Below are 11765 nucleotides of genomic sequence, written 5' to 3'. Positions count from 1 at the left end.
GGATTCACGTCGTCAGGATTCGTTTCGCGCGCTTCGTGAGTCGCACGGGCGACGTCGTCACCGGCCGCCACCGATGATCCCTGCCGTGCCACGGCGGTGCCGTGACCTCGGGCACGCCGCTGTTCATGCGCAGCTTCCAGCCGATGCGGTCGAGGAAGCGGTGGTGGTACCAGCACAGCAGCACGCCGTTGTCGGTGTGCGTCGGGCCGCCTTGGGCATGTTCGGTGACATGGTGGATCTCACACCAGCCGGCGGGAACGCCGCAGCCGGGAATGATGCACCCGCCGTCACGCAGGGCGATGGCACGACGCTGATGCCGGTTGAACACCCGTTCCTCGGTACCGATCGCGACGACGCGTCCGCCTGGGCGGGTGGCGACGCGTTGGATCGCGCCGGCGCAGGCGACGTGGCGGGCGACCATGGTGCTGACGGGCTGATCGCAGCCCTGCGCGTGGGCGAAACCCGTGCCCGCGATGAGATCGTCGGCCTCGACGGAGACCACCAGGGTGGGCGCGTGGGCGCCGACCGTGGGCAGGAGCCCGCTGGATGCCGCGACACCGAGTGCCGCCGCGAGCGCATCGTGCTGCTTCTGCGGGTGGGTGCGCTCGTCCCGGGCGACGAGCGGGTCGTCGTCAAGGGCGGTGAACGGGTCGTCGAAGGCGATCGCGGGGGAGAGGTGGGCATCGAAGATGGTCTGCAGCTGCGCCGCCACCTCGGGCAGCAGGGTTCCTCGGACGGGCACTCCGGCCGCGGTGGCGACACCGAGCACGAGCGAGCGCTTCCGCTCGGCCACCCGCTCGCGCGGCTCGGCGCCGTCCTGATCGAGCGCGAGCGCCCACGTCTGCGCGTGGATGCGCAGCAGCTCGGCGCATGCGGGCGGCGCGGCATCCGGCCCCTCGCCCCGCGCCTCGGCGACGACGACGTCGGCGGCGTCCCTCCGCGCGGCCGCGGAGACGCGCGGCGCGGTCTGCTGGAGGGGTCCGGTGATCGCAAGGATGCCGTCGGTACCGACCACCCCGTCGACCATCGCGGCCCGCACCGACGGGAACGGCGCGTCGAGCGCCTCGCCGGTCGTGGGCGACACGGCGCGGCGGACAGCCGTCGCCGCCCGCTGCAGCCGGGCCGCCGAGCGCGGTTCGAGCCGGGTGAGCGTCTGCAGCAGATCGGTGACGTCGCGGCATCCGAGGTGCGAGGTCATCCGCTCGTCGCGCACGGGGTTCTCCGACCGGCGCATGACCTCGCCGGCCGCGTCGATCAGGAGCGCCTCGACGAAGCGGCCGATCTCGGCGATCGCGGCGATCTGCCGGGCGAGCTCGCCTTCGGTGCCCCGCTCGAAGACACGGTTCGAGGCCGCCGCGCGCAGCACGTGCACGACCTGCGAACGCAGGTCGTCGAGGTGCGGTGCGAGGAGGTCCATACCCCCATTCTGCCGAGGGCCTCCGACACCACACGGTGGAAAAGTCCAGATCGAGAGAGGAAACGTCACACGCCGCGTGAGAGTGTTCTCATGCGCTTCAACGGCCTGCCCTAGAGTGAGCGCGACCACTACACCGGGGGTCCGCAAGGGAGGACCTTGGCATGAAGATCGACCCGCTGCACCTCGTGGACGTCCTCGTCTACCTCGTGATCCTCAACCTGACCGCCGAGTTCGTCCCGGGCGTCATCACCGAGAGCTTCGCCGTCTCGCTCGCGACCGCGGTCATGCTCAAGCTCGTCCTCGAGCTGGTGCTGCGGGTCAAGAAGAGGGTCGTGGCACGGCTGCGCGCGGCGTCGACGGCGGCGCGGCGTGTCACCTCGATCGTGATGCTGGTGCTGATCCTGCCCGGCAGCAAGTTCGTCGTGCTGTGGCTCGAGGACCTGCTCTTCGGCGACGCCGTCTCCCTCGGGGGCTTCTGGTCGGTGACGCTGCTCGTGCTCGGTCTCACGGCCGCCCGCGCCGGGGTACGACGCGCGATCGCGCCGGGGCGATCCACCACCTGAAGCGCCGCCCGGGTCGGGTAGAGTGGGTGACGTACCACAGCAACCTTTAACACCGTCCCGTGAGGCGGAGAAGGGAGCGACGGATGAGCACCGGTAACACGCGTACCGTGATGCAGACAGCCGACATCGCCCGCGCACTGACTCGGATCTCCCATGAGATCCTGGAGTCCAACAAAGGGGCGGACGGCCTCGTCCTCCTCGGCATCCCGACCCGGGGGGTGACCCTCGCGGAGCGCATCGGCGGCCTCCTCGGCGAGATCTCCGGCTCGAGCGTCCCCGTCGGCGCCCTCGACGTCACGATGTACCGCGACGACCTGCACCGCAATCCCACCCGCACGCCGCGCCCGACGCAGATCCCGGCCGGGGGGATCGACGGCAAGACCGTCGTCCTCGTGGACGACGTGCTGTTCTCGGGACGCAGCATCCGGGCCGCCCTGGACGCGATCGGCGACATCGGCCGCCCCGCCGCGGTGCGGCTCGCCATCCTCGTGGACCGCGGCCATCGTGAGCTGCCGATCCGCCCCGATTTCGTCGGCAAGAACCTGCCGAGCGCCCGCAGCGAGCGCGTCAACGTGCACCTCGCGGAAGTCGACGGCGTCGAAGAGGTGACGATCGCATCATGAGGCACCTGCTCGACACCCGCACGCTCGCACGCGAGCAGGCCCTGCGCATCCTCGACGTCGCCGAGGACATGCGCGACACCCAGTCGCGGGAGATCAAGAAGCTGCCGACGCTACGCGGCAAGACGATCGTCAACCTCTTCTTCGAGGACTCGACGCGCACGCGCATCTCCTTCGAAGCGGCCGCGAAACGACTGTCGGCCGACGTCATCAACTTCTCCGCCAAGGGTTCCAGCGTCAGCAAGGGGGAGTCGCTGCAGGACACCGCCCAGACGCTGCAGGCGATGGGCGCGGATGCCGTGGTCATCCGTCACGGCGCGTCCGGAGCACCGCACACCCTCGCCACGAGCGGTTGGATCACCGCGGGCGTCGTCAACGCCGGCGACGGCACGCACGAGCACCCCACCCAGGCGCTGCTCGACGCCTTCACGATCCGCAAGCGCCGCTTCGGCGACGACAGCCGCGGCCGAGACCTCGCGGGCGTGCGGGTCGCGATCGTCGGCGACATCCTGCACTCGCGCGTCGCGCGCTCGAACGTCTGGCTGCTGCACACGCTCGGCGCGGAGGTCACTCTCGTCGCTCCTCCGACGCTGATCCCTCAGGATGTCTCGGCGTGGCCAGCGCGCATCGTCTACGACCTCGACGAGGCCATCGCGGGCGCACCGGACGCGATCATGATGCTGCGGATTCAGCTCGAACGCATGAACGCGGCGTATTTCCCCACTGAACGGGAGTATTCGCGTCGATGGGGACTGGATGCCGAGCGTCTGGCCGCTCTGCCGGACGGTAGCATGGTGATGCACCCGGGCCCCATGAACCGGGGCCTGGAGATCTCCGCCGACGCCGCCGATTCCCCGCGCTCGACCGTGCTGGAGCAGGTCGCGAACGGCGTCTCGGTGCGGATGGCGGTGCTGTACCTGGTGCTGGCCGGCGAACGACCCGGCGAGCGCGACACGAACGCAGAGGAGCACGCCCCGTGACGGTTCCACACACCCCGGAGCGCCCGACGATCATCCGCGGCGCCCGCCTGAACGGGGCAGAGGCCGCCGACGTGGTGCTCGAAGGCGGCCGCATCGCCGAGATCGGCACCGGGCTCACCCGCGCCGGCGCCGATGTGGTGGATGCCGACGGGCTGATCGCCCTGCCCGGCCTGGTCGACCTGCACGTGCATCTGCGCGAGCCCGGCTACGAGGCGTCGGAGACGGTGCTGACAGGTTCGCGCGCCGCCGCGGCGGGCGGGTTCACGACGGTGTTCGCGATGCCGAACACCTCGCCGGTCGCCGACACGGCCGGTGTCGTGGAGCAGGAGCTCGCGCTGGGCGAGGCGGCCGGTTACGTGCACGTGCAGCCGATCGGCGCCGTGACGGTGGGGCAGAAGGGCGAACGCCTCGCCGAGTTGGGCGCGATGGCATCCTCCCGCGCCCGCGTGCGCGTCTTCAGCGATGACGGCTTCTGCGTCTTCGACCCGCTCATCATGCGCCGCGCGCTGGAGTACGTGAAGGCGTTCGACGGCGTCGTCGCGCAGCACGCACAGGATCCGCGGCTGACCGAGGGCGCCCAGATGAACGAGGGCACGGTCTCGGCCGAGCTCGGCCTCGCCGGCTGGCCCGCCGTGGCCGAGGAGTCGATCATCGCCCGCGATGTGCTGCTCGCCGAACACGTCGGCTCCCGCCTGCACGTGTGCCACCTCTCGACGGCCGGGTCGGTCGACATCATCCGCTGGGCGAAGAAGCGGGGCGTGAACGTCACCGCCGAGGTCACGCCGCACCACCTGCTCCTCACCGAGGATCTCGTGCGCGGCTACGACGCCCGCTACAAGGTGAACCCGCCGCTGCGCCGCGACGAGGACGTGCAGGCCGTGCGCGAAGGCCTCGCCGACGGCACGATCGACATCGTCGCCACCGACCACGCCCCGCACCCGGCGGAGGCCAAGTCGTGCGAGTGGCAGGCGGCCGCCAACGGCATGGTGGGGCTGGAGTCCGCGCTGCGGGTCGTCCACCAGGCGATGGTGCAGACCGGGATGCTGTCGTGGGACGACGTCACCCGCGTGATGTCGGCCGCACCGGCCCGCATCGGCCGCCTCGCCGACGCCGGCACGCCGCTCACCGTGGGAGCACCGGCCTCGCTCACGCTGTACGACCCGGCGCCGGTGCGGACGTTCGGCCGCGACGATCTGCGCGGACGCAGCGTCAACTCTCCCTACCTGGGCCGCGAACTGCCGGGCGAGGTGCGGTGGACGTTCTTCCGCGGCGCTCCGACGGTCGCCGACGGCGTCGTGGCCACCGGCATGAAGGAGGTCACGTCATGACCCGTGAAGGGGCACTGCTCGTCATGATCGCCGTGGCCGTCGGGCTCCTGGCGCTCGGTGTGGTCGCGTGGCGACGACGATCCCGGCGGGACGGCGGGCTCGCCGCACCGTTCGGCGAGGCGCCGACGGACGCCCGCGAGCAGGTTCGCAGCTCGGGCTTCTACGTCGCGACGACCCGGCACGACGACGCCCTGGAACGCCTCGCGATCCGCGGGCTCGGCTTCCGTTCGCGCCTCGACGTGACGGTCACCGATCGGGGCGTCGCCCTCGACCTCGTGGGCCAGCCGCGCATGTTCCTCGCTCTCGAGCGGATCTCCGGCGTCGACCTCGCCAACACGGCCATCGACCGTGTGGTCGAGGCGGGCGGGCTCGTGCGCATCGCCTGGCTCGCGGACCGCTCGGACGGCTCCACCGAGATCGTCGACAGCTACCTCCGCCCGCAGGACGAGTCGGCCTCCGCCCTCGCCGCTGCGATCTCCGCCCTCCTGCCGCCTTCGACCCCGACCGCGACAGACCAGACCTCCACCACCTCGACGGGAAACGCCGCATGACCTTCTTGCTCGACCCCGCCGTCCTCGTCCTCGAAGACGGCTCCCGCCACCCCGGCCGCGCCTATGGCGCACGGGGCACGACCCTCGGCGAAGTCGTCTTCTCCACCGGCATGACCGGCTACCAGGAGACGCTCACCGATCCCTCCTACGCGGGACAGATCGTCCTGCAGACCGCGCCGCACATCGGCAACACCGGGATGAACGGCGAAGACCCCGAGTCACGCCGCATCTGGGTCGCCGGCTACATCGTGCGCGACCCCTCGCGCGTCGTCTCCAACTGGCGTGCCGACGAGTCGCTCGACGACGCCCTCGTGCGCGACGGGATCGTCGGCATCGCCGGCATCGACACCCGCGCCGTCACCCGCGTGCTCCGCTCGTCGGGCTCGATGCGCGGCGGCGTGTTCTCCGGCGAGGCCGCGGCCCTCGACCCCGAGGAGCAGCTGCGCATCGTGCGCGAAGCGCCCGAGATGGCCGGCCAGAACCTCTCCGCAGCCGTCTCGGTCAGCGAGGTCGAGGTCACGCCCGCCGCCGCCGACGTGCAGAGGCTGGGCGCCCTGGCCGTGCTCGACCTCGGCGTGAAGCGCGCGACCGTGCTCAACCTCGCCGCCCGCGGGTTCGACGTGCACGTGCTGCCGCAGTCGGCGACGATCGACGAGGTCCGCGCGATCGACCCCGTGGCCGTCTTCTACTCCAACGGCCCGGGCGACCCCGCGGCATCCGACGACCACGTCACGCTCCTGCGCAACGTGCTCGACGACGGCCTGCCCTTCTTCGGCATCTGCTTCGGCAACCAGCTGCTCGGCCGTGCGCTCGGCTTCGGCACGTACAAGCTGCCCTTCGGCCACCGTGGCATCAACCAGCCGGTGCTCGACAAGCAGACCGGGCGCGTGGAGATCACGGCGCACAACCACGGGTTCGCCGTGGACGCTCCGCTGGACGGCGAGACCCTCAGCCCGAACGGCTACGGCCGCGTCGAGGTGAGCCACATCGGCCTCAACGACAACGTCGTGGAGGGCCTTCGCGCCCTCGACATCCCGGCGTTCAGCGTGCAGTACCACCCCGAGGCCGCCGGCGGCCCGCACGACGCCAACTACCTCTTCGACCGCTTCGCCGACATGGTGCGCACCTCTCTGGAGAACAAGAACTGATGCCCAAGCGCGACGACATCACGAGCGTCCTCGTCATCGGCTCCGGCCCGATCGTCATCGGCCAGGCCTGCGAGTTCGATTACTCGGGAACCCAGGCCTGCCGCGTGCTGCGCGAGGAGGGCGTGCGCGTCATCCTCGTCAACTCGAACCCGGCGACGATCATGACCGACCCCGACTTCGCGGACGCGACCTACATCGAGCCGATCACGCCCGCCGTGATCGAGACGATCATCCAGAAGGAGAAGCCCGACGCGATCCTGCCGACCCTGGGCGGCCAGACCGCGCTCAACGCCGCCATGGCGCTGCACGAGCAGGGCATCCTCGACAAGTACGGCGTCGAGCTCATCGGCGCCAAGGTCGACGCCATCCGCAAGGGCGAGGACCGTCAGATCTTCAAGCAGCTCGTGCTGGATGCCGGGGCCGACGTGGCCCGCAGCGTCATCTGCCACACGATGGACGATCTGATCTCCGGCGCCGCCGAGCTCGGCTATCCGCTGGTCGTGCGCCCCTCGTTCACGATGGGCGGCCTGGGCTCCGGCTTCGCCTACGACGAGGAGGACCTGCGTCGCATCGGCGGTGCGGGCCTGCGCGACTCGCCGACCACCGAGGTGCTCCTGGAGGAGTCGATCCTCGGCTGGAAGGAGTACGAGCTCGAGCTCATGCGCGACATGGCCGACAACACGGTCGTCGTCTGCTCCATCGAGAACGTCGACCCGGTCGGCGTGCACACCGGCGACTCGATCACGGTGGCCCCCGCGCTGACCCTGACCGACCGCGAGTACCAGAAGCTCCGCGACATCGGCATCGACATCATCCGCGCCGTCGGCGTGGACACCGGCGGCTGCAACATCCAGTTCGCCGTCGACCCGGCATCCGGGCGCATCATCGTCATCGAGATGAACCCGCGCGTCTCGCGCTCGTCGGCCCTCGCCTCCAAGGCGACGGGCTTCCCGATCGCGAAGCTCGCCGCGAAGCTCGCGATCGGCTACCGCCTCGACGAGGTCCCGAACGACATCACCCAGGCGACGCCGGCGAGCTTCGAGCCGACGCTCGACTACGTCGTCGTCAAGGTGCCGCGCTTCAACTTCGAGAAGTTCCCGAACGCCGACGCGACGCTCACGACCACCATGAAGTCGGTCGGTGAGGCGATGGCGATCGGCCGCAACTACACGACGGCGCTGCAGAAGGCGCTGCGCTCGCTCGAGAAGCGCGGATCGAGCTTCCACTGGGGCGAAGAGCCCCGCTCGGTGGAGGAGCTGCTGGAGATCGCGAAGGTCCCCACCGACGGGCGCATCGTGACGCTGCAGCAGGCGATGCGCAAGGGCGCCACGGTCGCCCAGGCGTTCGAGGCCACGAAGATCGACCCGTGGTTCCTGGACCAGATGGCACTGATCAACGAGGTCGCCGCCTTCGTGCAGGCCGCCGCCGAGCTGGATGCCGCGACCCTGCGTCTGGCCAAGGAGCACGGCTTCAGCGATGCGCAGCTCGCGCAGCTGCGGGGCGTGACCGAGGCCGAGATCCGCGGCGTCCGCTACGGCCTCGGCATCCGCCCGGTGTACAAGACGGTCGACACGTGCGCGGGGGAGTTCCCCGCCCTGACGCCGTATCACTACTCCAGCTACGACTACGAGACCGAGGTCACGCCGAGCGATCGCACCAAGGTCGTCATCATCGGGTCGGGTCCGAACCGCATCGGCCAGGGCGTCGAGTTCGACTACTCGTGCGTGCACGCCTCGTTCGCCCTGTCGGACGCCGGCTACGAGACGATCATGGTCAACTGCAACCCGGAGACCGTCTCGACCGACTACGACACGAGCGACCGGCTGTACTTCGAGCCGCTCACGCTCGAAGACGTCCTGGAGGTCCTGCACGCCGAGAGCGCGTCGGGCACGATCCTCGGCGTGGTCTGCCAGCTCGGCGGTCAGACGCCGCTGGGACTCGCGAAGGGCATCGAGGAGGCCGGCTACACGATCCTCGGCACCTCTCCCGCCGCCATCGACATCGCCGAGGAGCGCGAGCTGTTCTCGCAGCTGCTCGACCGCGCCGGACTCGTGGCCCCGCGCCACGACACGGCCGTCGACGAGGCGGGCGCCGTCGCGATCGCCGAGGAGATCGGCTACCCCGTGCTCGTGCGCCCGAGCTTCGTGCTCGGCGGCCGCGGCATGGAGATCGTCTACGACACCGAGAGCCTGCGCGACTACTTCGTGCGCACCGCCGGTGAGGTCGTCATCGAGGAGGGCAAGCCGCTGCTGGTCGACCGCTTCCTCGACGACGCGATCGAGCTCGACGTCGACGCGCTCTACGACGGCCACGAGCTGTACATCGGTGGCGTCATGGAGCACCTCGAGGAGGCCGGCATCCACTCCGGCGACTCGTCGTGCACCCTCCCGCCCATCTCGCTCGGTCGCACCGAGATCGACCGCGTCCGCACCGCCACGCAGGCGATCGCGGAAGGCGTCGGCGTGCGGGGTCTGCTCAACGTGCAGTTCGCCGTGTCGGCGGGCGTGCTCTACGTGATCGAGGCGAACCCGCGCGCCTCGCGCACCGTGCCGTTCGTGTCCAAGGCGCTCGGCATCCCGCTGGCCAAGGCGGCGTCGCGCATCATGGCCGGCTCCACCATCGCCGAGCTCAAGGCGGAGGGCCTGCTGCCCGTCGAGGACGGCTCGCGCGTGCCGCTGGACGCTCCCGTGGCCGTCAAGGAGGCCGTGCTCCCGTTCAAGCGGTTCCGCACCGCCGACGGCCACACCGTCGACTCCGTGCTCGGCCCGGAGATGCGCTCCACCGGCGAGGTCATGGGCATCGACCGCGACTTCCCGACTGCGTTCGCCAAGAGCCAGGCGGCGGCCTACGGCGGCATGCCGACCTCGGGCACGGTATTCCTGTCGGTGGCCGATGACGACAAGCGCGCCGTGATCCTGCCGGCGCACCGCCTGCAGGAGCTCGGCTTCCGCCTCGTCGCGACGTCGGGCACGGCCGAGATCCTCGCGCGCAACGGCATCCGCGTGGACGTCGTGAACAAGTACTCCGACACGCAGGAGTCGGGGGAGCGCAACGTCGTCGACCTCATCAACGCGGGCGAGATCGACATCGTCGTGAACACCCCCTCCGGCGGCATCGCCCGCGCCGACGGGTACGAGATCCGCGCGGCGGCCGTGGCCGCCGACAAGGCACTGTTCACCACGATGGCCGTCCTCGGCGCCGCGGTCAGCGCGCTGCCGGTGCTGCGGGAAGGCTTCGCCGTGCGCAGCCTCCAGGAGTACGCGGTCGACCGCGCCGAGGCTCTCCAGGCCGCCGAGCAGCGGGCCGCGGTGTGAGCTCGTTCGGCTCGCGACTGCAGAGGGCCGTCGCCACGCGCGGACGCCTGTGCGTCGGCATCGACCCCCATGAGACGCTCCTGCGGGAGTGGGGGCTCGGTGTCGACGCGCAGGGCGTGCGTGAGTTCGGGCTGCGCACGGTGGATGCCGCGGCATCCACCGTGGGGATCGTCAAGCCGCAGGTGTCGTTCTTCGAGCGGTTCGGGTCCGCCGGGCTCGCCGCCCTCGAAGAGGTCATGGCGGCCGCCCGCGCCGCGGGGCTGATCGTGATCGCCGACGCCAAGCGCGGCGACATCGGCACGACGATGGACGCGTACGCGGCCGCGTGGCTGCCCCCCGGGGCGCCGCTGGAGGCGGACGCCCTCACCCTGAGCCCGTACCTCGGCGTCGGCGCGCTGGCCTCGACCCTGGCCTCCGCGCTGACCCACGGGAAGGGCGCCTTCGTCCTCGCCGCGACGAGCAACCCCGAGGCGGCGCAGCTGCAGACGGCGCACGTGGACACCGGCGCCCCGGTCGCCGCCGCCGTGGCCGCCGAGGTGGTCGCCGCCGACTCCTCCACGGGCGACTGGGCCTCGCTCGGCCTCGTGGTGGGCGCGACGGTCGACCTCGCGGACCGCGGCCTGCGACCGTTCGGGCGGACCGTGCCGATCCTCGCCCCCGGCTTCGGAGCCCAGGGCGCCGAGCCCGCCGACCTGACGCGCGTGTTCGGCGGCCTCGCCGACGGCGTGATCGCGAGCGAGAGCCGCAGCATCCTGTCCGCCGGACCCGACCGGCTCGCCGCGCGGATCGCCGAACGCGCCGCCCTGTACCGTGGAGGATCCCATGGCTGACTCCCGCACACCTCCCGAGGTCGACCGTGTCGCGGCATCCCGTCGCGCCGTCGCCGCGCGCCGCGAACGCGCGGCCCTCAAGCACGACGTCGCGATGCGGGTCATCACGCCGCAGGAGCTGTTGCAGCGCGCGCTCGACGCGCCGGAGAGCCCCGCCGGCGCGATGCGGATCACCGAGTTCCTGACGGCGCTGCCGGCCATCGGCGAGGGCAAGCGCGACCGCATCCTCGCGGACCTGGAGATCGCCCCCGTCAAGCGGCTCGGCGGCCTTGGCGCCCGCCAACGCATCGCGCTGAAGGAGTGGCTCGACACCCGGTTCCCGCCGCTGCAGCCCCGCGGCGGCCGCAGCCGGCTGATCGTGCTCGCGGGCCCCACCGCCGTCGGCAAGGGCACCGTCGCCGCCCACATCAAGGAGCACCACCCCGAGATCCTGCTGTCCGTCTCGGCCACCACCCGCTCGCCGCGACCGGGCGAGGTCGACGGCGAGCACTACTTCTTCGTCGACGACGCCGGCTTCGACCGGCTCATCGCCGACGGCGCCCTGCTGGAGCACGCCACGGTGCACAACGCGTTCCGCTACGGGACACCGCGCGGGCCGATCGACGAGGCGCTGGCCGCGGGCCGCACGGTGCTGCTGGAGATCGACCTGCAGGGCGCGCGCCAGGTGCGCGCCGCCGCGCCCGACGCGACGCTGGTGTTCCTCACCCCGCCCAGCTGGGACGAGCTCGTCAACCGCCTCGTGGGGCGCGGGACCGAGGGAGCCGAGGAGCGGACCCGACGCCTCAAGACGGCCAAGGTGGAACTCGCCGCCCAGGGCGAGTTCGACTACCGCGTCGTCAACGACGACGTCGCCCGCGCCGCCGCCGAGATCGCGGCCCTCGCCCGCTGAGCGCCGCTTCATCCGTCCCGCGAGGTCGGATCGCACCCGCAGAAGCGAGGTCGCGGGACGGATGAAAGCGATCGCCGAGTCCGCGCTGATAGAATGAACGGATGCCGCGGCATCCTGCGGCCACG

At 71.3% G+C, this 11765-nt stretch carries 10 protein-coding genes; 9 read left to right on the top strand and 1 reads right to left on the bottom strand.

From position 1 onward, the window contains the following. Window positions 1–4 precede the first annotated feature (4 nt). The gene (locus tag MHO01S_RS16195) at window positions 5–1417 is read right to left on the bottom strand and encodes an HNH endonuclease signature motif containing protein (RefSeq protein WP_082808015.1); all 1413 of its coding nucleotides are present in this window, start codon (window positions 1415–1417) and stop codon (window positions 5–7) included. 161 nt (window positions 1418–1578) lie between these two features. Between MHO01S_RS16195 and MHO01S_RS01535 the strand changes: the two genes are divergently transcribed. The 9 genes from MHO01S_RS01535 to gmk all read left to right on the top strand — a co-directional run bounded on the left by MHO01S_RS01535 (window position 1579) and on the right by gmk (window position 11640). Then, window positions 1579–1980: a hypothetical protein gene (locus tag MHO01S_RS01535; RefSeq protein ID WP_060958606.1), complete on the top strand. Its 402-nt coding sequence runs from the start codon at window positions 1579–1581 to the stop codon at window positions 1978–1980. 83 nt (window positions 1981–2063) lie between these two features. Beyond that, window positions 2064–2603 (top strand): bifunctional pyr operon transcriptional regulator/uracil phosphoribosyltransferase PyrR, encoded by a 540-nt coding sequence (gene pyrR / locus MHO01S_RS01530; protein ID WP_060958607.1) that lies wholly within the window; start codon window positions 2064–2066, stop codon window positions 2601–2603. Then, window positions 2600–3580, top strand: coding sequence for an aspartate carbamoyltransferase catalytic subunit (locus MHO01S_RS01525; RefSeq protein WP_060958608.1), 981 nt, complete (start codon window positions 2600–2602; stop codon window positions 3578–3580). The genes pyrR and MHO01S_RS01525 overlap by 4 nt, the downstream gene beginning before the upstream one ends. After that, window positions 3577–4908 (top strand): dihydroorotase, encoded by a 1332-nt coding sequence (locus MHO01S_RS01520; RefSeq protein WP_231734859.1) that lies wholly within the window; start codon window positions 3577–3579, stop codon window positions 4906–4908. Before MHO01S_RS01525 ends, MHO01S_RS01520 begins: the two co-directional genes overlap by 4 nt. Next, window positions 4905–5459 carry a PH-like domain-containing protein gene (locus MHO01S_RS01515; RefSeq protein WP_060958609.1) on the top strand — a complete coding sequence of 185 codons (555 nt, stop codon included), beginning with the start codon at window positions 4905–4907 and terminating at the stop codon, window positions 5457–5459. The genes MHO01S_RS01520 and MHO01S_RS01515 overlap by 4 nt, the downstream gene beginning before the upstream one ends. Then, on the top strand, window positions 5456–6607 hold the full coding sequence (gene carA / locus MHO01S_RS01510) for a glutamine-hydrolyzing carbamoyl-phosphate synthase small subunit (RefSeq protein ID WP_061781749.1): 1152 nt from the start codon (window positions 5456–5458) through the stop codon (window positions 6605–6607). The genes MHO01S_RS01515 and carA overlap by 4 nt, the downstream gene beginning before the upstream one ends. Next, window positions 6607–9921, top strand: coding sequence for a carbamoyl-phosphate synthase large subunit (gene carB / locus MHO01S_RS01505; RefSeq protein ID WP_060958611.1), 3315 nt, complete (start codon window positions 6607–6609; stop codon window positions 9919–9921). Before carA ends, carB begins: the two co-directional genes overlap by 1 nt. Next, window positions 9918–10751, top strand: coding sequence for an orotidine-5'-phosphate decarboxylase (pyrF, locus tag MHO01S_RS01500; protein ID WP_061781748.1), 834 nt, complete (start codon window positions 9918–9920; stop codon window positions 10749–10751). Before carB ends, pyrF begins: the two co-directional genes overlap by 4 nt. Continuing rightward, complete coding sequence (gene gmk, locus MHO01S_RS01495) at window positions 10744–11640, top strand: guanylate kinase (RefSeq protein ID WP_060958613.1); 897 nt, start codon at window positions 10744–10746, stop codon at window positions 11638–11640. The genes pyrF and gmk overlap by 8 nt, the downstream gene beginning before the upstream one ends. Window positions 11641–11765: the final 125 nt, after the last annotated feature.

The organism is Microbacterium hominis NBRC 15708, assembly GCF_001592125.1.
GTDB lineage: Bacteria > Actinomycetota > Actinomycetes > Actinomycetales > Microbacteriaceae > Microbacterium > Microbacterium hominis.
Note: the sequence above shows the minus strand (reverse complement) of the source record. Positions and strands in the feature narration are given on the sequence as shown.

What these genes read in the sequence shown, in the direction of transcription:
- MHO01S_RS01535 (WP_060958606.1), top strand. Translation starts at nt 1,579, where the DNA reads ATGAAGATCGACCCGCTGCACCTCGTGGACGTCCTCGTCTACCTCGTG.
- MHO01S_RS16195 (WP_082808015.1), bottom strand. Translation starts at nt 1,417, where the DNA reads ATGGACCTCCTCGCACCGCACCTCGACGACCTGCGTTCGCAGGTCGTG.
- carB (WP_060958611.1), top strand. Translation starts at nt 6,607, where the DNA reads ATGCCCAAGCGCGACGACATCACGAGCGTCCTCGTCATCGGCTCCGGC.
- MHO01S_RS01525 (WP_060958608.1), top strand. Translation starts at nt 2,600, where the DNA reads ATGAGGCACCTGCTCGACACCCGCACGCTCGCACGCGAGCAGGCCCTG.
- pyrR (WP_060958607.1), top strand. Translation starts at nt 2,064, where the DNA reads ATGAGCACCGGTAACACGCGTACCGTGATGCAGACAGCCGACATCGCC.
- MHO01S_RS01515 (WP_060958609.1), top strand. Translation starts at nt 4,905, where the DNA reads ATGACCCGTGAAGGGGCACTGCTCGTCATGATCGCCGTGGCCGTCGGG.
- gmk (WP_060958613.1), top strand. Translation starts at nt 10,744, where the DNA reads ATGGCTGACTCCCGCACACCTCCCGAGGTCGACCGTGTCGCGGCATCC.
- carA (WP_061781749.1), top strand. Translation starts at nt 5,456, where the DNA reads ATGACCTTCTTGCTCGACCCCGCCGTCCTCGTCCTCGAAGACGGCTCC.